Source organism: Burkholderia sp. JKS000303, assembly GCF_002563755.1.
GTDB classification, from domain to species: Bacteria; Pseudomonadota; Gammaproteobacteria; order Burkholderiales; family Burkholderiaceae; genus Burkholderia; species Burkholderia anthina_B.
Genome location: NZ_PDBZ01000004.1, coordinates 18483 through 39666, shown reverse-complemented (window position 1 = coordinate 39666; position 21184 = coordinate 18483). Strand labels below are relative to the sequence as shown.

General features: G+C 65.1%; 21 protein-coding genes and 1 tRNA gene. 11 read left to right on the top strand and 11 right to left on the bottom strand.

Features of this window, described 5'->3' with window-relative positions; translation table 11 throughout:
• The first annotated feature begins 131 nt into the window (after positions 1 to 131).
• Positions 132 to 1244 carry a fatty acid desaturase gene (locus tag BX604_RS33390; RefSeq protein ID WP_098555340.1) on the top strand — a complete coding sequence of 371 codons (1113 nt, stop codon included), beginning with the start codon at positions 132 to 134 and terminating at the stop codon, positions 1242 to 1244.
• Between the two features lie 29 nt (positions 1245 to 1273).
• Here the strand turns inward: BX604_RS33390 and BX604_RS33385 are convergent, their stop codons facing one another.
• The 7 genes from BX604_RS33385 to BX604_RS33355 form a co-directional block, all read right to left on the bottom strand.
• Positions 1274 to 1894: an HAD family hydrolase gene (locus BX604_RS33385; protein WP_098555338.1), complete on the bottom strand. Its 621-nt coding sequence runs from the start codon at positions 1892 to 1894 to the stop codon at positions 1274 to 1276.
• A 139-nt stretch (positions 1895 to 2033) separates the two neighbouring features.
• Complete coding sequence (locus tag BX604_RS33380; RefSeq protein WP_098555335.1) at positions 2034 to 2900, bottom strand: hypothetical protein; 867 nt, start codon at positions 2898 to 2900, stop codon at positions 2034 to 2036.
• A 51-nt stretch (positions 2901 to 2951) separates the two neighbouring features.
• Complete coding sequence (locus BX604_RS33375; RefSeq protein WP_098555332.1) at positions 2952 to 3608, bottom strand: TerD family protein; 657 nt, start codon at positions 3606 to 3608, stop codon at positions 2952 to 2954.
• Between the two features lie 88 nt (positions 3609 to 3696).
• Positions 3697 to 4713, bottom strand: a complete 1017-nt coding sequence (locus tag BX604_RS33370) for a DUF475 domain-containing protein (RefSeq protein WP_098555330.1) — start codon at positions 4711 to 4713, stop codon at positions 3697 to 3699.
• A gap of 44 nt (positions 4714 to 4757) precedes the next feature.
• Positions 4758 to 5495: a VWA domain-containing protein gene (locus BX604_RS33365; RefSeq protein WP_098555327.1), complete on the bottom strand. Its 738-nt coding sequence runs from the start codon at positions 5493 to 5495 to the stop codon at positions 4758 to 4760.
• A 10-nt stretch (positions 5496 to 5505) separates the two neighbouring features.
• Positions 5506 to 6594, bottom strand: coding sequence for a toxic anion resistance protein (locus BX604_RS33360; RefSeq protein ID WP_098555325.1), 1089 nt, complete (start codon positions 6592 to 6594; stop codon positions 5506 to 5508).
• A gap of 613 nt (positions 6595 to 7207) precedes the next feature.
• Entirely contained in the window at positions 7208 to 7837 is a 630-nt protein-coding gene (locus BX604_RS33355; RefSeq protein WP_098555322.1) for a LysE family translocator, read from the bottom strand.
• 217 nt (positions 7838 to 8054) lie between these two features.
• On the opposite strand from BX604_RS33355, the gene BX604_RS39840 reads away from it, so the two are divergent.
• The 3 genes from BX604_RS39840 to BX604_RS33340 all read left to right on the top strand — a co-directional run bounded on the left by BX604_RS39840 (position 8055) and on the right by BX604_RS33340 (position 9111).
• A complete protein-coding gene (locus tag BX604_RS39840) occupies positions 8055 to 8180 on the top strand; it encodes a hypothetical protein (protein ID WP_257146497.1) in 126 nt (41 codons plus the stop codon).
• Between the two features lie 114 nt (positions 8181 to 8294).
• A tRNA-Ser gene (locus tag BX604_RS33345) sits at positions 8295 to 8385 on the top strand.
• 399 nt (positions 8386 to 8784) lie between these two features.
• Positions 8785 to 9111 carry a hypothetical protein gene (locus BX604_RS33340; protein ID WP_098555316.1) on the top strand — a complete coding sequence of 109 codons (327 nt, stop codon included), beginning with the start codon at positions 8785 to 8787 and terminating at the stop codon, positions 9109 to 9111.
• A gap of 110 nt (positions 9112 to 9221) precedes the next feature.
• Here BX604_RS33340 and BX604_RS33335 read toward each other — a convergent pair whose 3' ends face one another.
• From BX604_RS33335 to acs, 4 genes are all read right to left on the bottom strand, one after another.
• Complete coding sequence (locus BX604_RS33335; RefSeq protein ID WP_143748164.1) at positions 9222 to 10205, bottom strand: hypothetical protein; 984 nt, start codon at positions 10203 to 10205, stop codon at positions 9222 to 9224.
• A gap of 123 nt (positions 10206 to 10328) precedes the next feature.
• Complete coding sequence (locus BX604_RS33330) at positions 10329 to 12344, bottom strand: sodium:solute symporter family protein (RefSeq protein WP_098555310.1); 2016 nt, start codon at positions 12342 to 12344, stop codon at positions 10329 to 10331.
• A 3-nt stretch (positions 12345 to 12347) separates the two neighbouring features.
• Positions 12348 to 12692, bottom strand: coding sequence for a DUF4212 domain-containing protein (locus tag BX604_RS33325; protein ID WP_098555307.1), 345 nt, complete (start codon positions 12690 to 12692; stop codon positions 12348 to 12350).
• Positions 12693 to 12777: 85 nt separating this feature from the next.
• On the bottom strand, positions 12778 to 14760 hold the full coding sequence (gene acs, locus BX604_RS33320) for an acetate--CoA ligase (RefSeq protein WP_098555304.1): 1983 nt from the start codon (positions 14758 to 14760) through the stop codon (positions 12778 to 12780).
• Positions 14761 to 15095: 335 nt separating this feature from the next.
• Between acs and BX604_RS33310 the strand changes: the two genes are divergently transcribed.
• The 7 genes from BX604_RS33310 to BX604_RS33280 all read left to right on the top strand — a co-directional run bounded on the left by BX604_RS33310 (position 15096) and on the right by BX604_RS33280 (position 21165).
• A complete protein-coding gene (locus BX604_RS33310) occupies positions 15096 to 15998 on the top strand; it encodes a DMT family transporter (RefSeq protein ID WP_098555302.1) in 903 nt (300 codons plus the stop codon).
• A gap of 113 nt (positions 15999 to 16111) precedes the next feature.
• Positions 16112 to 16693: a TIGR00645 family protein gene (locus BX604_RS33305; RefSeq protein ID WP_098555299.1), complete on the top strand. Its 582-nt coding sequence runs from the start codon at positions 16112 to 16114 to the stop codon at positions 16691 to 16693.
• A gap of 44 nt (positions 16694 to 16737) precedes the next feature.
• Positions 16738 to 18261, top strand: coding sequence for a fumarate hydratase (locus BX604_RS33300; protein ID WP_098555296.1), 1524 nt, complete (start codon positions 16738 to 16740; stop codon positions 18259 to 18261).
• A gap of 193 nt (positions 18262 to 18454) precedes the next feature.
• Positions 18455 to 18931 carry a bacterioferritin gene (bfr, locus tag BX604_RS33295; protein WP_011352652.1) on the top strand — a complete coding sequence of 159 codons (477 nt, stop codon included), beginning with the start codon at positions 18455 to 18457 and terminating at the stop codon, positions 18929 to 18931.
• 37 nt (positions 18932 to 18968) lie between these two features.
• The gene (murI, locus tag BX604_RS33290) at positions 18969 to 19832 is read left to right on the top strand and encodes a glutamate racemase (protein WP_373562452.1); all 864 of its coding nucleotides are present in this window, start codon (positions 18969 to 18971) and stop codon (positions 19830 to 19832) included.
• Positions 19833 to 19982: 150 nt separating this feature from the next.
• Positions 19983 to 20219: a (2Fe-2S)-binding protein gene (locus tag BX604_RS33285; protein WP_006482749.1), complete on the top strand. Its 237-nt coding sequence runs from the start codon at positions 19983 to 19985 to the stop codon at positions 20217 to 20219.
• A gap of 217 nt (positions 20220 to 20436) precedes the next feature.
• The gene (locus tag BX604_RS33280) at positions 20437 to 21165 is read left to right on the top strand and encodes an energy transducer TonB (protein WP_098555294.1); all 729 of its coding nucleotides are present in this window, start codon (positions 20437 to 20439) and stop codon (positions 21163 to 21165) included.
• Positions 21166 to 21184: the final 19 nt, after the last annotated feature.

Here is a 21184-nt window from a genome sequence, read left to right as displayed (position 1 = left end):
GCCGGTGCACCGGTCAAGGTGGCCCGAAATGACACCATCATTGGCACCGGCGGCCCTCGCGTGCGCTCCGGGGCGCGCCTATGCTTGTCACATCGGCATTGCGCCCTACTCTTTCGCCTGGATTCCGCTCGATGAGCCAACCCGCACGAACCGTCTTTCGCAACGACGCAGACAAGGTCGCGTACGTCCGCCGCGAGGTCAACGCCGCGAGCGATGCGCTTCGCGCGCGTTTTCCGCTGCTCGACCGCCAGAACGTCGTCGGTGCAACCGTGATGGCCGTGTCGGTGAGCGCGATGCTCGCGATCGCATGGCTGTATGCGCGCGGCGCGATCGCGTGGTACGTCGCGCTGCCGCTTGCCGCCTTCGTCACGTCGCTGATCCACGAACTCGAGCACGACCTGATCCACCTGATGTACTTCAAGAAGACGCCATGGGCCTATCACCTGATGATGGCGCTGTGCTGGCTCACGCGGCCGGGCACGATCAACCCGTGGACGCGGCGGCGCATGCACCTGCATCACCACAAGGTGTCGGGCGGCGAATCGGATCTCGAGGAATTCGGCATCACCAACGGCGAGCGCTGGGGCCTGAAGCGGCTGCTGATGATCGCGGACGGGATGCTTGCCGTCGTGCTGCGGCCGGACGCGATGCGCCGCAAGGTCAAGCAGTACGTCGCCGCGCAGCCGGTGCAGGATGCGGCCGAGCGCGCGCAGTTGCGTGTCGAACAGGTGTCGTCGTACATGCCGATCGGCCACGCGTACTACGCGCTGTGGCACGCGTTCATCGTCTATCACGCCGGCCTGTTCGCGCTGCATGCGTTCGGCTATGCCCCGAGCGTGCCGGCGCTCGTCGAGCGCGTGATGCGCGTCGTCGATTTTCTCGCGGTGGTGTGGCTCGGGCCGAACTTCGTGCGCAGCTTCTGCATCAACTTCGTCAGCTCGAACATGCATTACTTCGGCGACATCGATTCGCGCAACGTGATCCAGCAGACGCAGGTGCTCAATCCGTGGTGGATGCTGCCGTTCCAGCTGTTCTGCTTCAACTTCGGCAGCACGCACGCCATCCATCACTTCGTGGTGCGCGATCCGTTCTACATCCGCCAGCTGACCGCGCGAACCGCGCATGCGGCGCTGCGTGAAGTCGGCGTGCGGTTCAACGACGTCGGCACGTTCAAGCGCGCGAATCGCTGGGGTGCCGATCAGCCGTATCGCGGAACGCGTGGCGCGCAGCAGGCCGACGCATAACGCGCACGGCCGCGACGCCCTTCACCGGATCATTCGCCGATCGCCGGCATCGGGCCGTGTCCGCGAATCCATGCCCAGTTCGCGAGTTCGGCCATTTCCTTGTCGCCGCGGCTGTCGCCGTACGCGAACAATTTCGCGGGCGGCTGATTCCCCCACCAGCCGCGCAGGCGCACGACCTTCTGCGGCCCCCAGCAGTTCTCGCCGTTCAGCCGTCCGGTGAACACGCCGCGCTCGAATGCGAGGCGCGTCGCGAGCACCGTGTCGATGCCGACCGTCTTCGCCCACTTCTCCAGATACAGCGACGGCGACGCACTGACCAGCACGACGTCGTGCCCGCGCGCCTGATGCTCGCGAATCCGCTCGAGCATGTCCGGACGCACGAGGTTCGGCAGATAGCCGTCGACGAACCGGCGCGCCAGCGCGTCGAGCGCGTCCTCGCGAATCGGCCCGAACGCAAACCCCGCGAACTTCGCCTTCGCGTCGCCGCGCGACAGCAACCCCGCCTTCATCGCGACGATCCACGGCAGCGCGCGCAGCCCGGCCCACGCGAAACGCGGCGTGCCGACCGCGTAGCGGACGAAATGACGGAAGCTGTCGGTAGTCGTGATGGTGCCGTCGAAATCGAAGGCGGCAACGATGCGGTCGGTCATGGAGAGACGGGGAAGCAGTGAGATGCCCCGGAAGATAGCAGAATCGCGCCGGTCCACGCGAAACGGCGTGTTGCCGTACGCGTCGCGCCGCGAACGCGCGCACTGGAGCGCGCGCGTTCGTGCGGTTCGTGTCGTTTGCTCAGCGCTGCGGCCGCGCCGCCAGCGCCGCCGGCAGCACGACGTTCATCAGGTGATCGGCGCGCGACAGCAGATCGGTCACGCGCTCGTCGAGCCCGCGCAGTTGCGTGGGCTGCATCCGGATCTGCTGGACGGCCTGCCCGACAATGTTGCGACGGTCGAACAGCGTGCGCTCGATACCAGCGTCATCCGGTGCGCGCACGACGTCCGACACCGCGCTCAACGCCGCGAGCACCACCACGAGGTTTTCTTCCGCATGACGGACCTTCGCGGCGAGTTCCTCGGTGCGGCGCGGGAAAAAACCGAGCGACTGCTTGAGCGCGCCGAGCGCTGCACGGTAGTCGATGTGCGCCGACGCCGCGCCGAACCAGCGGTCGAACATGCCGGCCTTGCGCGTCGCCTGCGCGAGCATCCCGGCCATCATGTCGGCCGCGCCGAGTTCGTTGAATTCGCGCGTCGTCGCCGCGACGGCTTCGACGAGATTGCCGGCCGCCTCCAGCGCCCCGTCGCCGATCGTCGCGACGGTCGCGAGCTTGAGCGGCACCAGTTGCCGGATGTGCCGCTCGATGCGCGGCGCGTAATCGGGATAGAGATTCGGGAAGCTGGCCTGCGCGGCCCGAAAGCATGCTTCGAGCTGCGGATGGTTCGATCCGCCGAACAGTGCACGGCCCGGCGCATCGGCAGGCGCCGCGCGCGTGGCCTGCCCGGGCGCCGGCCCCAGGTCGAGCGCCTGCGGCGCCGGCCGCTCGGGCGCACGCGCGGCCGGCACACCGGCCGCGGGCGGCGTGTCGAACGCAAGACGCCCGGGCGTGCGCTCGGGCGTCGTATCGAACTCGAGCCGCTTCGGCTCGTCGGACGGATTCGTCATCGATGCTTGCTGCCCGGCGCCGCGCAGTCGCGCCCGCCGGGCTGCCGCCAGTCAGACCGCGCCGCCGTACGCGCGCACGAAATCGCCGAGGCCGCGGTTGTAGCCGGCGCCGACCGCCTTGAACATGAAGTGGCCGTCGCGACGATAGAAGCTGCCGACCTGCACCGACGTCTCCATCGAGAAGTCTTCCTCGAGCGCGTACTTCGCGATCACCGCGCCCGACACCTCGTCGGCGATCTGGATGTAGCTGTTGCGAACCTGCCCGAAGTTCTGGCGGCGCGCTTCGGCCTGGTCGATCGTCACCACCACCGAGATTTCCTCGACGTCGGCCGCGAGCTTCGTCACGTCGATGAAGATCACCTCGTCGTCGCCGTCACCGCTGCCCGTGCGGTTGTCGCCGCTATGCACGACACCCAGGCACTTCGATGCAGGCATCCCGCGCTTCGGGAAATCGTCGCCCGGCTGGATGAAGGTTTCCTTGCGCTCCATCGTGCGCACTTCGCTGTTGTAGAACACGAAGTGCTGATCCGAGATCAGCTTCGGATTACTCTGCGCGTCGTACTTGCACAGGAACACCGACACGTCGAGATCGAAATCCGCGCCCGTGTCCGTCGCGTTCGCGTCCCAACCGAGACCGATGCGGAATTTCTGCGTGCCGGGCGCTTCCTTCGACAGGTTGACGCGACCGCCTTTCGACAAATTGATCATCTGAACCTCTTCTGCTGGAACCGCCGTTGTGCCGGCGGCAATACCGGGCCGCACCGTGCGGCCCCTGGTTGATGTTGTGCGCGTTGCGTTACTCGCCGGCCACCGCAGTCCGGTCTTCCCGGCGTTGCACGATGATCGACGACCACACCGCCGCCGCGATCATCGCCGCGCCGATCAGGCCCGTGATGACTTCCGGCACGTCGAACTTCACGCCGAGGAACATGATCGTCGCGAGCGCGCCGATCGCCCAGAAGGCGCCGTGTTCGAGATAGCGGTACTGCGCGAGCGTGCCCTTCTTCAGCAGCACGAGCGTCATCTCCCGGATGTAGGCCGCGCCGACGCCGAGGCCGAGTGCGATCAGGAAGATGTTGTTCGACAGCGCGAACGCGCCGATCACGCCGTCGAAGCTGAACGACGAATCGAGCACTTCGAGGTACAGGAAACCCGCGACGCCTTCCCGCACCACGCGCGTGCCCGTTTCCCCGCCGCCGACCAGGTCGCCCACGCCGTGCGCGATCACGAAGCCGATCACGCCGAACGCGCCCGCGAGCAGGAAGCTCACCTGTTCCGCGGCCGGCACGTAGAACGACGCAATGATCACGATCGCGAGCGTCAGCGCCACTTCCAGCGCCGTGATGCGACCGAGGTGGCGCATCGGGCCTTCGAGAAAGCCGATCCAGTGTTCATCCTTCTCGGTGTCGAGCATGAACTTGAAGAACACCATCAACAGGAACGCGCCGCCGAACGCCGACACCTCGTGATGCGCGGAGGTCAGCACCGCCGCGTACTTCGCGGGCGATTCGATCGCGAGCGTCAGCGCATCCCACAGGCCGATGTGGCCGATCACCGCGACGATCAGCAGCGGGAACACGAGCCGCATGCCGAACACGGCGACCGGCAGGCCGAACACCATGAAGCGGTTGCGCCACTTCTCCGACCAGTTCTTCAGCACGGAGGCATTGACGACCGCGTTGTCGAGCGACAACGAGATTTCGAGTACCGACAGGACCGCGACGATCAGCATGTCCTTCACCCCGCCGAGCAGATAGGCGGCGACCAGCGCGAGCACCGTAAGCGACAGCGGAATCTTGAAGTCTTTCAACATGATTGGGGTATGGGAGTTCAGGAAAATGGGCGTGCGGGCCGCGCTTACTTCGCGCGCACCCAGTCGCAGAATTCCTGCGTGATCAGTTGTTCGTAAATGTGTTCGTCGCTCACGTCGAGCGATTCGAGATGCAGGAAGCCGACGTTCGGCATCTCGTCCGCGACTTCCGCGAGAAAGCCGAATTCGCTCGGATCGCCGACACCGACGAGCGACCAGTACAGCGGGAAGTGCTGCGACTCGGTCAGCAGCTGGCGCACGCGCTTGCGGTCGTTCTTCGGGTTCTGGCCGTCGGTGACGAACAGCACCCAGGCGGGCAGATCGCCATTCACCGGTGCGGGCGCGGCCGGCGCAGCGGTTTCGCCGCCGCCGAACAGCCGGCTCAGGAAACCGCGCTTTTCTTCGCGCTTGGGCTCCGGTGCGCGGAAGAAAAAGTCGACGATGTCGTTCATCACCGGCGCGTACTGCGTGCCGCCCCACTTGTCGATCCGCGCTTCGAGCACGTGATCGGAGATGTACGAGCCGTAGTTTTCCGGCGTCGCGGTCGGCAGGCGGTCGTAGCCTTCGGTGAAGGTCCACGTGTCGACTTCGCCGTTGTCGTCGAACTTCAGTGCAATGCCGAGGATCCGGTCGTGCGTGTCCTGGATCACGCCCGACTGGTAAAGCGGCTTCGCGGAACCCGAGATGTCGAGCGCCGCGCCGACGCGCACGACGGGCGGCTTCAGGATCTGGCGTTTTTCGAGGACGATCGCGACCTTCGCCGCGCGTTTCTCAAGCGTAATCATGCGGTGTTCCTCAATGGTGCTTCGGGGCGAATCGGGTGATCAGGTCTTGCTCGAGCTGACGCAGGCGCGGCGCGTCCTGCTCGCGCTGGCGCTTGCCGTCGGCGATGATCTGCGTGATGTCGTCGAACGCGCCGAACAGTTGCTGTTGCGCGTATTCGAACGTGTCGGTCGAGATCACCGGGCGCTGGCTGAGCTTCGCGACTTCCTGCGCGTTCTGCCGGTTCAGGTCGGCTTGCGCGCGGATCGCCTCGTCGGCCGCGTCGTACGTCGCGTTCGCGAGCGCCGCTGCGCGCTTCGTGCTGAGTTGCTCGAGGTAGAGCGCGAACGCGTTGGTCCACGCGGGAATCAGCACGGTCTTGATCGTCATGAACTTCGACGTCAGCGTGCGTTTCTGGTCCTGCTCCATCCGGATCTGCGGGGCGAGCTGCTTCGACATCAGCATCGCGCGGTCGAGATCGTCGAGCTTGCTTTCGAGCGCGTCGACCTTGCGCTTCACGTCGAGCAGGCGCTGCGCGGCGAACGCGTCGTCCGCCGGCTGCTGGCCGGCCGCGAGATGCGCACGCAGCGCCGCGAGCGCCGTTTCGCCGTGCGCCTTCGCCTGCGCGAGCTCCTGGTGCAGCGCGTAGTTGTCGTTGTACATGCGCTCGAGCTCGTCGATGCCGGCCTTCTGGCGCTGCGCATGCGTCTCGAGTTCGACGACGAGCGTATCCATCCGCTTGCTCACCGACTCGTATTGCGACAGCAGCTTCTCCTTGGTCGAGCGGAACAGCCGCGTGACCTGCGTGAGCAGCCCGCCCTTGTCGGCGCCGCGCGGGTCGAGCCCCTTCGCGGTCGCGATCAGTTCGTTGAGCTTGTCGCCGAACTGGTCGGCATCCGACGCGCGCACACTCGTGAGAATCTGCTGCGAGAAAGCGGCGATTCGCGTGCCCTGCGTCGCACCGAGCTGGTCGATCTCGTCGACGGTGATCAGGCGCACGTTCTCCGGCGCGGGTGCGACCGGTGCAACGGTGGCGACAGGAACCGCGACGGGAGACAAAGACGGGGTGGAAGGACGATCGCTGACCGCATCGGATTTCTTGTCGTCGAATAGCGGCTTCATGTGGCTACCACGTTTCCTTTTTTGCTTTTGCTGCGTGTTGTCGTGCGCGCGAGGCGCGCATCCGATTGCCGTCGTGCTCTCTCACAGGCGGCAGACGGACAATAAATGCCGTGGCCGCATTGCGTCAAGGGATCGAATTCTTTCAAATTCCATTCATTTTGTAATCAAGCGCGCTGATGCGCCGGCCGGGCAACGCTACTCCTGCGGCCACGTCCGGCTACCGCGCGGGATTCCGGCGCATCCAAGCTTACATGTCAGATCAATGCGAAATGAAGATGAAATAATCGGATTTTTGGGGATTCCGGACGACCTGGATGCCGTCGACGGGTGCCCGCGCCGATCGGCCGCGGGTAAGCAGGCAGGCACGCGGAACACGCCCGACAAGGGTGAAATGAGCGACATCAACTGATCACGAATCGTGAAATTACGCCGTCAGTCGATGTGCACGAGTGCCGCGCTGAAATGTGGATCGTCGGCCTATCACGTCACGCAGGCAGCATGACGCGCACATCGCACCGATCGCGCATCGCGCGGACAGCGTCAGCAGGTTCTTCGACACGCAAGCGAGCACGATGCCGGCCGCGGCGTGCCGCTGTCCCGATGCATCGGCGCGTCAGTGCACGCTCTTCCGATACAACGCGACATACCCGGCGAGCATCAGTAGCAGCGATCCACTGACCCGGTTCAGCCACTTCTCCCCGGCCGCTTGCCAGACGCGCACCGAATGCACGCCGAGCAGCGCGTAGCCGGTCATCCCGATGACGTCGATCGCGACGATCACCGCCGCGAGAATCGCGTACTGCGGCGCGACCGCACGCGACCGGTCGACGAACTGCGGCAGCAGCGCCGACATGAACAGGTAGTACTTCGGGTTGCTCATCGCGACGAAGAAGCTCTTCAGGAAGGCGGTCCGGCGATCGGGCGTCGGGAGATCCGGTTGCTGCGCGGCAGACGTGCGGCCGCTCGACGTCAGCATCCGGATGCCGACGTACGCGAGCCACGCGGCGCCCAGCAGCTTCAGCGTCACGAACGCGGTTTCGGACGCTTCGAGAATGACGCCGAGGCCGAACCCGACCAGCGCGACCAGCACGACGTCGGCCGTCACTGCACCGAGCATGCCGACCATCGCGTGACGCAACCCGTAGCGCGAACCGTTGCTCATCGCGAGCAGCACCGTCGGGCCGGGCGTCGCCACGCCGACGGACAGGATCAGGGCAAATGCGAGCAGTGCGGAGATCGTCATGAGCGGGCGGGCGTTGAGAAAGGGATGCGTGCGGACGGCATGCGCGTCGTTTCGGCCACGGGGCCTGCGCCGGTCGGTTCGCGAGTCGCGAGACCAGCCTCGAATCGACGATCAATGATCGCACGATTGCCGCACTGCGCGCTTGCCGGCCGAATGGCGAACGTTCGATGCGGAACATGGCTGCAGAATCTCGTGGCCACGTGGCATCGAGACGGCCGTGTACGGTGAGCCGTGGAAGGGTGTGCATACGACCGAACTGTTCGGCAACAAGACGACGATCGGCGGGTATCTGACGCAGGGTGATCCGCGTTCGGTGTGGCTGTCGATGACGACGGACTTCTGACGCGGGCGCAGGCCCGCCACGCGGGCCGCGGCGGCCGGATTCCGGTCGGCTTCGACGGGTCGTCGAAAGGGGCTGGCGAGGGGCCGCCAGAGTTTGCTATACTCTCGGTCTTCCGGAGAGATGGATGAGTGGTTTAAGTCGCACGCCTGGAAAGCGTGTATAGGTTAATCGCCTATCGGGGGTTCGAATCCCCCTCTCTCCGCCAGACATACCGAAAAGCCCCGCAGAATCAATGATCTGCGGGGCTTTTTGCTTTCTACCCCATCATCAAGCAGAAATTCGCCGGCGTTGTTGAATTTCGCTGCGCCTCCCTGTCGTCACGAATTGCCGGCGACATCGGCACCACGCGGAGGCGTTCCATTCCGTTCCCGGCATGCCACGGGCAATCAACGATTCACTGACAGGCGCGGTGCGCAGCGCAACTCAGCAACTACTCGCGGCCAACAACTGCCATACGCCGAACCAGCGCTCACGATCGCTATGAAGCCCCGCGCGAAATCCTCACCCCGCCGAGCAAGGCACCAATGACTCAGGACATGCTGCTGCCCGTGTCAGCGGCCGTCGCCCCAAAAAATCACTGGAACATCATCTTGCACTCGCTTCGTTGCAGACCGGCAGCGGAGCCGCTGATGCCACCGCCAAGGTATTCCAGACGATCTACATCGCGTACTTCATCCACGAAACGACGGTCGGCCGTCAGGACCTTGATCCGTTCCGTATCGCCGAAGCTGCCGTGGTCGAGTGCGCAATCGCCGGAAAGAAAACCGGGGCGTCCGGAATTCCGGCCAGTGGTCACGCCGCTGTCGAACACATCCTGTTGATGCATGGTCAGCAATTGACGAACGCACCAGCCCATGCGATCGCGTCGGCCCATGTCCGTCTGGCGCAATTCATCGCGACCGAAAAGCTGTCGCCGATCACTGGCGCGTGAATTTCGGCCGCACGGCTACTGATGCCCTCAATGCCGCGGCAATCATTCAAGAGCGTGAGCATGACTACTTTGTGGCATGGGCAAGCCTCCGCCCCCCCTTTGGCAAACAGCTAGAACCCGCAAGGGTTGTTGCTGAAAGTCCGTCGCGGAAAGTTGCCGGTCGGCGCAGCTTGTCCCGAGCGCGGCTCCTTGAGATACATCGCGTTGATCGTCGGGCAATGCGCTTTCACATAGTCATCGATCCCGTTCAGATCGGCATGACTGATCGCGGCGCCTCCGTGCGCAACACAGTAGTCATGCTGCTCTTCGGCAACGCACAGCGCATGATTCCATAGCGCTCGTCGGAACCGCATGCCGTCGTCCTGCGCTTGACGGATTTTGGCACTTGCCGCGCACGGCGAATCCGAATAGAACGTGAAGGTAAGCATCGTGCCGAAATCGTCATTACTGCGCCCTCTATATCCGACGTACAAGCTCATGACCGGAATGCCTAACCCGGCACCGGTCGGCCGCGCAGCAGGCAAAGCGTGATAGATATCTCTCTCGGTGATGCATGCATACTGCGGCAGTACTTCAAATTCCAGCACGGCCTCGGTGCTGTCCTGCAGCAAATAATGATCCGTGCATCGAATCTCGTGGTTAGTGACATATTTGATCGACGGAGCATAGACGGCGGTCGCCTGCGATGCCCCACGAGCCTTAGCGTAGCGTGTGGGCTTGTACCAACTTTGCTCGTCCGCGGTAACAGTCGTTCGCTCAAGTTGCTTGGGGTGCCAGTCGATATGGCAATCCGGCGGTAACGGAATGCCGCTGCCCGTTTCCGAACGGTAGCCAATGCCAAGCCGGTGCATCGTTGCGTCAACATCAAGCATCGCACCGGAGTCCGCGACATCTGCCAATCGCTTCAAAAAGCCGTCGATCATCGCAGTGCGATCGCTGTCGGCAGTTTCCTGAGACGAGTTCGCGCTATCTTGCCCAGTGACGACACCAGCAGTGGACTGGGCGGTTTTCGCCCGATCGGGTAGCGTACCCGTGTTACCTGTACAGGCCGACAAGAGCAGTGCGGTCACAACGATCAAGATCGAAATTCGCATCGAAAGATATGGGTACCGATGGAAAGCCACGATCATATAGCCTTGATGTCGCGCGGGCACGGTTCAGCCTCGGTACTCACTCCAAAATCGGTGACTCAAACAGGCAATACAGCCCCCTTCCCCTCACGGATGCCGGATGTAATCCACCAACGCCCGCGTATATTCATCCGGCGGCCGATCGAGCAAGCTCACCGCAATCGCCACCGCAAACCCGGCCGGCACGCCGAACACGCCCGAGCTGATCGGCTCGATCCCGAACCACGTGCGCCCGGCGAATCCCGTGAGCTGCGTGAAGTACGGATACGTCGACACGATGTAATACACGCACACCGCGAGCCCCGTCACCATCCCGGCGATCGCGCCGCGCGTCGTCGTCCGTTTCCAGAACACCCCGAGCACCAGCACCGGAAAGAAACTCGACGCCGCGAGTGAAAACGCCGCCCCCACCAGAAACAGGATCTTCCCCGTATTGAGCGACGCGACATACGACGCGAACAGCGCGACACCGAGCAGCAGCACCTTCGAAATCGTCACGCGCCGCTGGCTCGACGCATGCGGCGCGACCATGCAGTAATAGACGTCGTGCGACAGCGCATTCGCGATCGTCAGCAACAACCCGTCCGCGGTCGACAACGCCGCCGCCAGCGCACCGGCCGCGATCAACCCCGACACGACATACGGCAACCCCGCGATCTCCGGCGCGGCCAGCACGACCATGTCCGGCTGCATCTGGATTTCCGACCAGTGCACGATGCCGTCGCGAATCACCTCGACGACACTGATCAGGTCGGGTTCGAAGTGATGCCACTGCGTGACCCACGCGGGTAGTTCAGCGATCGGCCGCCCGACGAGGTTCGCAAGAATCTCGTACTTGATCATCACCGCGAGCACCGGCACGCTCAGGTAGAACAGCGCGATGAAGAACAGCGTCCACCCGACCGAGCGGCGCGCGGACGCCACCGACGTCGTCGTGTTGTAGCGCGTCAGGATGTGCGGCAGGCTCGCGGTACCGAGCGACAGGCACAACAGCAGCGCGAGGAAATTCCGCTCGCGCGGCTTGCGTTCGTCGTCGTTCGCGGCGGGAAACGGCTCGTGCATCGGCACCGGCGGCTCGGCGCGCGCAAGCAGGTCGTCGCGCGCCTGCGTCCACGCGACGCGCGCCGCCGTCGGGTCACGCGGAAAATCGGCCAGCTCGCGCTCGCGCTGGTTGATCTCGCGCAACGGGCCGTTGTGGCGCCGCAGGTCGGCAAGCTGGTCGACGAGTTGCCGGCGCGCATCCGCATACGACGCCGGCAAGCGGTCGAGCTGCGTCTGGACAGCCGCGGCCTGCCGCCGATACGCATCGCGCACCTGCTGCTCCTCGGCCGCGTCGCGCACCTGCGCCTCGCGCGCCGCCACGCGTTCCATCAGCTTGCCGTAATTGAACTGCGGCACCGGCCCGAGCCCGTTCTTCATCGCGATCAGCGACACCGGTATCAGGATCGCGCTGATCAGGATGATGTACTGCGCGACCTGGGTCCACGTGACCGCGCGCATCCCGCCAAGAAACGAGCACACGAGAATGCCGGCGAGCCCGCAGAAGATCCCGATCGCGAAATCGACACCGATGAAGCGCGTCGCGATCAGCCCGATCCCCTGGATCTGCGCGACCAGATAGACGAACGAGCACAGGATCGCCGCGCCGGCCGCGAGCGCGCGCACCGCGGTGCTCGAAAAGCGCGTGCCGAGAAAATCGGGAATCGTATAGCGCGCGAGCTTGCGCACATACGGCGCGAGCAAAAACGCGACGAGGCAGAAGCCGCCCGTCCAGCCCATCACGTAGGCGAGCGCATCGTAGCCGGTTGCATAAAGCGAGCCGGCGAGACCGATGAACGACGCCGCCGACAGCCAGTCGGCCGCCGTCGCCATCCCGTTGAACGCGGACGGCACGCGCCGCCCGGCCACGTAGTATTCGACGAGATCGGACGTGCGCGACAACAGCCCGATCACCGCATACACGGCGATCGGCACGAACAGGAACACGTAGCCGATCCACACACCGGAGCCGGTCGCGCGCTCGATCCGCCACAGCAACGCGATGAAACCGAGAAAGCCGAGCGTGTAGAGCGCGTATGCGCGTATCAGTCGATGCGTCAGCATGGCTCAGCGGGCATGGTGCGCATCGCTCACGTGCGCGGCATGGTCGTCGTACGCGCGGCGCAGCAGGCGATCCGCGCGCTGCATCAGGCCGATGTAGACGACGATCAGCACGAGATACACGAGAATCGCGCCCTGCGCGCCGACGTAGAACGGCAGGCTGAAACCGGCGAAGCGAATGCCCGCGAGCGCGGGCGCGAAGAACGGCACGACGAACGATACCGTAAAGCCGATCGCCATCAGCACCGCGATCAGCGCGACGTTGAAGCGCCAATAGCGCGCATGGGCACGCGCAAGCGGCTCGGGAACAGGCGGCGGCACGGCGCGCGCCGGACGGGACGAAACGGTCATGCCGTTATTTAGCAAAAAGCCCCTGCGCGGGCAATCGGGATTGCCGCGCAGGGGCTCGTACGCGCAACGCGCGCAACGGGTGCGATCAGCGCACTTCCGTGAGCTGGTCGAGGATCGCCGGGTTCTCGAGCGTGGACGTGTCCTGCGTGATCGCCTCGCCCTTCGCGAGCGAGCGCAGCAGACGCCGCATGATCTTGCCCGAGCGCGTCTTCGGCAGGTTGTCGCCGAAACGGATGTCCTTCGGCTTCGCGATCGGCCCGATCTGCTTGCCGACCCAGTCGCGCAACGACTTCGCGAGTGCCGCAGCCTCTTCGCCTTCCGGGCGCGAACGCTTCAGCACCACGAACGCGACCACCGCCTCGCCCGTCGTGTCGTCCGGACGGCCGACCACCGCCGCTTCGGCAACCAGCTCATGCGAGACCAGCGCCGACTCGATCTCCATCGTGCCGAGCCGGTGGCCCGACACGTTCAGCACGTCGTCGATCCGGCCCATGATCGTGAAGTAGCCGGTGTCCTTGTCGCGCACGGTGCCGTCGCCGGCCAGGTACAGCCGCCCGCCGAGTTCCTCGGGGTAATAGCTCTTCTTGAAGCGCTCCGGGTCACCCCAGATCGTGCGGATCATTGCCGGCCACGGACGCTTGACGACGAGAATGCCGCCTTGCCCGTTCGGTACGTCCTGGCCCGTCTCGTCGACCACCGCCGCCATGATGCCCGGCAGCGGCAGCGTGCACGAACCCGGCACGGTCGGCGTCGCGCCCGGCAGCGGCGTGATCATGTGGCCGCCGGTTTCGGTCTGCCACCACGTGTCGACGATCGGGCAACGCTCTTGGCCGACGTGCTTGTGGTACCACATCCACGCTTCCGGATTGATCGGCTCGCCGACCGTGCCGATGATGCGCAGGCTCGACAGGTCGTAGCTCTTCGGGTGGACCTTGTCGTCGGCCTCGGCGGCCTTGATCAGCGAACGGATCGCGGTCGGCGCGGTGTAGAACACCGTGACCTTGTGGTCGCCGATCATCTTCCAGAAGCGGCCGGCGTCCGGATAGGTCGGCACGCCCTCGAACACCACCTGCGTGCCGCCGCATGCGAGCGGGCCGTACGTGATGTACGTGTGGCCCGTGACCCAGCCGATGTCGGCCGTGCACCAGAACACGTCGTCGGGTTTCCAGTCGAAGGTCCACTTCATCGTCTGTGCGGCCCACAACAGGTAGCCGCCCGTGCTGTGCTGAACGCCCTTCGGCTTGCCGGTCGAGCCCGACGTATACAGGATGAACAGCGGATGCTCGGCGCCGACCCATTCCGGGGCGCACGTGTCGGACTCGGCGTCGGACAGTTCGTGCATCCACAGGTCGCGCTCGCCGTGCCAGTCGATCTTGCCGCCGGTGCGGCGATAGACGATCACGCTCTTGACGGCTTCGCAGCCGCCCATCGCGATGGCTTCGTCGGCGATGCTCTTGAGCGGCAGCGTCTTGCCGCCGCGCGCCTGTTCGTCGGCGGTGATGAGCGCGACGGCGCCCACGTCGACGAGCCGCTCGTTCAGCGATTTCGCGGAGAAGCCGCCGAACACGACCGAGTGGGTCGCGCCGATGCGCGCGCAGGCCTGCATCGCGACGATGCCTTCGACCGACATCGGCATGTAGATGACGACGCGATCGCCCTTGGCGATCCCGCGTTTCTTCAGCGCATTCGCGAAGCGCGACACGCGTGCGAGGAGGTCAGCATAGGTGACGCGCGTGACGGTGCCGTCGTCGGCCTCGAAGATCACCGCGACGCGCTGGCCGTTGCCGGCTTCGACGTGGCGGTCGAGGCAGTTGTACGACGCGTTGAGCTCGCCGTCGTCGAACCACTTGTAGAACGGTGCATCGCTCTCGTCGAGCACCTGGGTGAACGGCTTGTGCCAGCTGAGGCCCTCGCGTGCGAGACGCGCCCAGAAGCCTTCGTAATCGCGTTCGGCTTCGGCGGCAAGCGCCTGGTAGGCCGGCATGCCGGAAATGGTCGCCGCCTTCTCGAGCGCCTCGGGCGGCGCAAACTGGCGGGTTTCGTGAAGAACCGATTCAATCGCAGACATCGACTACCCCTTGGTGAACATGAATCCTCTGCATGGCGGCGCGATCGTGCGCGCCGCGCGTCTTGGCCGGCGCTTGCGCGCCGCTGTCTCCCACTCACCCGCGCGCGGCCCGGAGGCTGCGCGCGATGCTGCGCCGCACCACGTCACGAGACGGTGGACGTACGGCCCGGCGGTTTCCACGATAAGCGCCTGAACTTACCCGTCACTTACGCGACCGCGCCGTTTCGCACACCGGGCCGCGCCGCTTGCTTTACGGTCAGCGCTTTACGGTCAGCTTTACGCTGTTACAACCGCGACTCTACAATCCTAACTGAACTCGCCTCCCGGATTCCAGCTTGAATCGCTACGCCCTCTTCCTCATCCTGTCGATGCTGTTCGTCGGCAGCAACGTCGGTATCGGTAAATCCATCGTCGTCTTCGTTCCGGTCGCCATCCTCGCCACGCTGCGCTTCGTGATCGCGATCGCCATGCTGTGGCCGCTGTTCCGCCCGGTGAAGATGCGGGCGGTCCGCCGCGCGGAATGGTTGAACCTGTTCCTGCAGGCGTTCTTCGGCACCTTCATGTTCACGCTGCTGATGCTCAACGGCGTGCAGCACACCAGCGCGGTCGCGGCCGGCGTGATCACGAGCACGATCCCGGCCATCGTCGCGCTGTTCGCGTGGTTGATCCTGCGTGAAAAACCGAACGGCCGTGCGCTCGTGTCGATCGCACTCGCGATCGCGGGCGTCGTGACGATCAACCTGGCCAACGGTACCGCACATGGCGCCGGCGGCGCATCGTCCGGTTCGCTGACCGGCAACCTGCTGATCCTCGGCGCCGTGTGCTGCGAATCGATCTACGTGATCCTGTCGCGCCGCCTCACGCAGACGCTCGCGCCGATCGACATCTGTGCGTACACGCACCTGTTCGGCCTGCTGCTGATGCTGCCGCTCGGCGCGACGGCGCTGTGGCATTTCGATTACGCGAGCGTGCCGGCCGGCACCTGGGCGCTGGTGGTCTGGTACGGGCTGTCGGCCAGCATCTTCTCGTTCTGGCTGTGGATGAAGGGGATCCGCCACGTGCCGGGCAGTCTCGCCGGCGTGTTCAGCGCGGTGCTGCCGATCGCGGCCGCCGCGTATGGCATCGCGTTCCTCGGCGAGCGCCCGACGCTTGCGCACGGCATCGCACTCGCGTGCGTCGTCGCCGGTATCGGCCTCGCCAGCCTGCGCGGCAAGCGCGTGCCGGCGGTCACGGCCTGATCCGTCCCCGGCAGTACCGGCGCGTCGCTGCAGTCCCGCCGGCCGACGCGTTACAATAGCGCGCCTTTTCGAGATTACCCCCGATACCTGCGCACAGCGCCCGCACCGCCATCATGTCCGCCCCGCATTTGCCCGGCCCCGCCCGTCGTCCGCTGCGCCCGCTGCCCGCGCTGATCTTCATGAGCCGCTGGCTCCAGGTTCCGCTTTATCTGGGCCTGATCGTCGCGCAAGCCGTCTACGTATTCCTGTTCCTGAAGGAAGTCTGGCACCTGCTGTCGCATGCGAGCGGGCTCGACGAAGTCAGCGTGATGCTCGCGGTGCTCGGCCTGATCGACGTCGTGATGATCTCGAACCTGCTGATCATGGTGATCGTCGGCGGCTATGAAACGTTCGTGTCGCGTCTCGGCATCGACGGCCATCCCGACGAGCCCGAATGGCTCGACCATGTGAACGCGGGCGTGCTGAAGGTCAAGCTGTCGATGGCGCTCATCAGCATTTCGTCGATCCACCTGCTGAAGACCTTCATCAACCCGGACCAGCACACGACGCACGCGATCATGTGGCAGGTGATCATCCATGTGTCGTTCCTCGTGTCGGCGCTCGTGATGGCGTGGGTCGACCGCCTGACGACGCACACGCACCCGGCCCATTTCCACGAGACGCACGCGCCAGCAGCGTCCCGACCTGCGGCCTGAACCGCCGCCACGCATTCCCCACAAGTCCCCACAGAGTCTCAGCCATGACCGTCATCAAACAGGAAGACCTGATCCAGAGCATCGCGGATTCGCTGCAGTACATCAGCTACTACCATCCGCTCGACTACATCCAGGCGCTCGGCCGCGCGTACGAGCTCGAAGAGAGCCCGGCCGCGAAGGACGCGATCGCGCAGATCCTCACGAACAGCCGCATGTGCGCGGAAGGCAAGCGCCCGATCTGCCAGGACACCGGCATCGTCACGATCTTCGTGAAGGTCGGCATGGACGTGCGCTGGGACGGCGCGACGATGGGCCTCACCGACATGATCAACGAAGGCGTGCGCCGCGGTTACACGCACCCGGACAACGTGCTGCGCGCGTCGATCGTCAATCCGCCGGAAGGCGCCCGCAAGAACACGAAGGACAACACGCCGGCCGTGATCCACTACGAGATCGTGCCGGGCGACAAGGTCGACGTGCAGGTCGCGGCGAAGGGCGGCGGCTCGGAGAACAAGTCGAAGTTCGTGATGCTGAACCCGTCCGACTCGATCGTCGACTGGGTGCTGAAGACGGCCCCGACGATGGGCGCGGGCTGGTGCCCGCCGGGCATGCTCGGGATCGGCATCGGTGGCACCGCTGAAAAGGCGATGCTGATGGCGAAGGAATCGCTGATGGAGCCGATCGACATCCAGGAAGTCATCGCGCGCGGCCCGAAGGACTGGGTCGAGGAACTGCGCGTCGAGCTGCACGAGAAGGTCAACGCGCTGGGCATCGGCGCGCAGGGCCTCGGCGGCCTCGCCACCGTGCTCGACGTGAAGATCATGGCTGCGCCGACGCACGCGGCATCGAAGCCGGTCGCGCTGATCCCCAACTGCGCGGCCACGCGCCACGCGCACTTCGTGCTCGACGGCTCGGGCCCGGCGAAGCTCGAGGCACCGTCGCTCGACGCATGGCCGAAGGTCCAGTGGGAACCGAACACGGAAACGAGCAAGCGCGTCGACCTGAACACGCTGACGCCGGAAGAAGTCGCGAGCTGGGCCCCGGGCCAGACGCTGCTGCTGTCGGGCAAGATGCTCACGGGCCGCGACGCGGCGCACAAGCGCATCGCCGACATGCTCGCGAAGGGCGAGAAGCTGCCGGTCGACTTCACCAACCGCGTGATCTACTACGTCGGCCCGGTCGACCCGGTGCGTGACGAAGTCGTCGGTCCGGCAGGACCGACGACCGCGACGCGCATGGACAAGTTCACCGAGACGATGCTCGCCCAGACCGGCCTGATCTCGATGGTCGGCAAGGCGGAACGCGGCCCGGTCGCGATCGAGGCGATCAAGAAGCACAAGGCGGCGTACCTGATGGCGGTCGGCGGCGCGGCATACCTCGTGTCGAAGGCGATCCGCGGCGCGAAGGTCCTCGCCTTCGAAGACCTCGGCATGGAAGCGATCTACGAGTTCGACGTGCAGGACATGCCGGTGACGGTGGCCGTCGATTCGTCGGGCACGTCGGTGCACCAGACCGGCCCGAAGGAGTGGCAGGCAAAGATCGGCAAGATCCCGGTCGCAACCGCTTAAACGCGATCGAACGAAAGGCCGGACGGAAGTCCGGCCTTTTTACTTCTCATTCTCATTATTGCGCTCGGCCGGTTATTCAAGGCTGATTCTCATTACACGCAAAAGGCAGGCCCGACAAGGCTTCGAGGCTTGGCTTTTCTCGTTCGAGCGATTATCGTTCGGTTTCTGAAGCCCCACTGAACAAGGAACAGCCATGCAAGGCGACAAAAAAGTCATCGAATATCTGAACGCCCAACTGAAGAATGAACTCACGGCGATCAACCAGTACTTCCTGCATGCGCGCATGTACAAGCACTGGGGCCTCGAGAAGCTCGGCAAGCACGAATACGACGAATCGATCGGCGAAATGAAGCACGCCGACTGGCTGATCGAGCGCGTGTTCATGCTCGACGGCCTGCCGAACCTGCAGGACCTGCACAAGCTGCTCGTCGGCGAGGAAACCGAAGAGATCCTGAAGTGCGACCTGAAGCTCGAGCAGATTTCGCAGTCCACCTGCAAGGAAGCCATCGCCTACTGCGAATCGGTGCGTGACTACGTGTCGCGCGAGATCTTCGAAAAGATCCTCGACGACACCGAAGAGCACATCGACTGGCTGGAAACGCAGATCGACCTGATCGGCAAGGTCGGCCTGCAGAACTACCAGCAAACGATGATGGGCTCGCCCGAGTAAGCGCGGCAACCGCCACGAGCGCCACCACGCCGTCCGCATGACGATGACGAACCAGCCAGCCGCTTCCGGGGTCCACCCCGCCGCCCCCGTCGGTATCTTCGACTCGGGGCTCGGCGGCCTGTCGGTGCTGCGCGCCGTGCGCGCGCACCTGCCCGGCGAGTCGTTCATCTACGTCGCCGATTCGCAGCATGCGCCGTATGGGCCGCGCGACGAGGCCTTCATTACGGAGCGCACGCTGGCGATCGGCGAGTGGCTCGCCCGCGAAGGCGCGAAAGCGCTCGTCATCGCGTGCAACACCGCAACGGCGCGGGCGATCGCGACCATCCGCGAACGCCTGTCGATACCGCTCGTCGGTGTCGAGCCGGGCATCAAACCGGCCGCCGCGCTGTCGTCGACCGGCGTCGCGGGCGTCCTCGCCACGCAATCGACCCTGAACAGCCCGCGCTTCCAGGCGCTGCTCGACCGCTACGGCGCCGGCCGCCGCTTCATCTGCCAGCCCGGCCACGGGCTCGTCGAAGCGATCGAACGCGGCGACACCGATTCGCTCGCGTTGCGCGCGCTGCTCGCGCGCTACCTGCAGCCGATGCTCGACGATGGCGCCGATACGCTGGTGCTCGGTTGCACGCACTACCCGTTCTTCACCGAAACGATCCGTGACCTTGTTGGCGACCGCCTGACGATTGTCGACACGAGCGATGCGATCGCCCGCCAGCTCACGCGCGTGCTCGACGAACGCGGCCTGCGTGCACCGGCCGGCACGCGTGCCGCGCCGCCCCGCTTCTGCTCGACCAGCGACGGCCTGCAGCTGCACGCGCTCGCGTCGACGCTGCTCGGCCTCGATGCGCCGGTCGAATCCGTCACCATTTCCTCGCCGAACGCGCGCGCCTGCGCGACCGCCTGACGCGGGCCGGCGCCCCGCCGGTACTCCCCCTTCCGCCGCACCTTCCGCTTCAAGGGTCCGATGACCTTAAAAAAAGCCCGCCTCAGGCTTGTCAACGTCCGCAAATTTAATGATAATAATTCGCATTAACGTTAGCTATCGCAACTCATCATGATCGTCTGCGTGTGCAAGTCTGTTTCCGATCGCAAGATCCGCGCGTCCCTCGCCGAGGGCGTCAATTCTTTCGATGAACTCCAGTTCGAGCTTGGCGTCGCCACGTGCTGCGGCAAGTGCGAGGAGTCCGTACGCGACCTCATGGCCGAGCAAGGTGTCTGCGCGAGCCGGTGCGGTGTCGAGCACCACGCTCACCCGATCCCGGTGACGTTCTACGACCGCAAGGCCGCCTGAGCGGCGCGGGGCGTACGCATGCGGCCCGGCCGCGTTTTTTGTTTCGACCGTCAGCAAGCCACCATCCGCGCGAGCCAGCGGCTTACCTGCCAAGGAGCCTGTCATGGAATTGCTGATCGGATTTGTGACCACCGTTTGCATCTCGCTGCTGATCTTCCGCAAGTGATGCCGATTCACCCGCCGCGCCCCGGGTGCGGCGTCGTTCTTTCAAGCTAACATGCAGGCTTCGCCATCCGCTCCTGCCGGCGTCTTGCCGGTTGCTCCACGTATGAATCCCCGAGTCATCACTGTCGCGGTCGGTGTGCTTGCCGCACACGCGATCCTGCTGACAGCCGTGTGGCTCCATCGCAATGCACTGCCGCCGAAGGAAGTCGCGGTTCAGTCGATCACCGCGCAGCTCATTCCGCCGACACCGGCGGCCCAGCCGGTCGCGGTCCAGTCGGCCGCCCAGCAGCCCACGCCGCCCAAGCCCACGCCTCGCGTGAAGCCGAAGATCGAGCCCAAGCCGGTGCAGAAAGCCATCCCGACACCTCAGCCGGTCGCGCAGGCACCCTCGCCGACGCCCGCGCCGGCCGCCGCCGCTCCGACACCGGCCCCCGCCGCACCGGCGCCTGCTGCGCCGGCTGCAGCACCCGGCCCGGCGCGCGAGACGATGCAGGTCAGCGCGCCGAAAAACGTCTCGGCGCTCTCCTGCACCTTCGTGAAACCCACCTATCCGTCGATGTCGAAGCGGCGCGGCGAAACGGGCACGGCCTATGTTCACTTCATCATCGGCGTGACGGGCAAGATCGAAAGCGTCCAGCTGCAGAAGAGCAGCGGCTACCCGCGTCTCGACGAAGCCGCGCTCGAGGCGACGCGCGCCAGCACCTGTCCGCCGTATATCGAGAACGGCCAGGCGATCCGCGCCGCCCATACGCTGCCCTTCAACTTCACGCTCGACGACTAACCCGTCATATTCGGTAGAT

Coding starts and splice junctions, on each gene's coding strand:
- BX604_RS33385 (WP_098555338.1), bottom strand. CDS start 1,894: ATGACCGACCGCATCGTTGCCGCCTTCGATTTCGACGGCACCATCACG.
- BX604_RS33325 (WP_098555307.1), bottom strand. CDS start 12,692: ATGACCGTTTCGTCCCGTCCGGCGCGCGCCGTGCCGCCGCCTGTTCCC.
- BX604_RS33365 (WP_098555327.1), bottom strand. CDS start 5,495: ATGATTACGCTTGAGAAACGCGCGGCGAAGGTCGCGATCGTCCTCGAA.
- BX604_RS33285 (WP_006482749.1), top strand. CDS start 19,983: ATGATCGTCTGCGTGTGCAAGTCTGTTTCCGATCGCAAGATCCGCGCG.
- BX604_RS33375 (WP_098555332.1), bottom strand. CDS start 3,608: ATGATCAATTTGTCGAAAGGCGGTCGCGTCAACCTGTCGAAGGAAGCG.
- BX604_RS33335 (WP_143748164.1), bottom strand. CDS start 10,205: ATGCGAATTTCGATCTTGATCGTTGTGACCGCACTGCTCTTGTCGGCC.
- murI (WP_373562452.1), top strand. CDS start 18,969: ATGACGATGACGAACCAGCCAGCCGCTTCCGGGGTCCACCCCGCCGCC.
- BX604_RS33280 (WP_098555294.1), top strand. CDS start 20,437: ATGCAGGCTTCGCCATCCGCTCCTGCCGGCGTCTTGCCGGTTGCTCCA.
- BX604_RS33380 (WP_098555335.1), bottom strand. CDS start 2,900: ATGACGAATCCGTCCGACGAGCCGAAGCGGCTCGAGTTCGATACGACG.
- bfr (WP_011352652.1), top strand. CDS start 18,455: ATGCAAGGCGACAAAAAAGTCATCGAATATCTGAACGCCCAACTGAAG.
- BX604_RS33370 (WP_098555330.1), bottom strand. CDS start 4,713: ATGTTGAAAGACTTCAAGATTCCGCTGTCGCTTACGGTGCTCGCGCTG.
- BX604_RS33330 (WP_098555310.1), bottom strand. CDS start 12,344: ATGCTGACGCATCGACTGATACGCGCATACGCGCTCTACACGCTCGGC.
- BX604_RS33300 (WP_098555296.1), top strand. CDS start 16,738: ATGACCGTCATCAAACAGGAAGACCTGATCCAGAGCATCGCGGATTCG.
- BX604_RS33355 (WP_098555322.1), bottom strand. CDS start 7,837: ATGACGATCTCCGCACTGCTCGCATTTGCCCTGATCCTGTCCGTCGGC.
- acs (WP_098555304.1), bottom strand. CDS start 14,760: ATGTCTGCGATTGAATCGGTTCTTCACGAAACCCGCCAGTTTGCGCCG.
- BX604_RS33360 (WP_098555325.1), bottom strand. CDS start 6,594: ATGAAGCCGCTATTCGACGACAAGAAATCCGATGCGGTCAGCGATCGT.
- BX604_RS33305 (WP_098555299.1), top strand. CDS start 16,112: ATGTCCGCCCCGCATTTGCCCGGCCCCGCCCGTCGTCCGCTGCGCCCG.
- BX604_RS33390 (WP_098555340.1), top strand. CDS start 132: ATGAGCCAACCCGCACGAACCGTCTTTCGCAACGACGCAGACAAGGTC.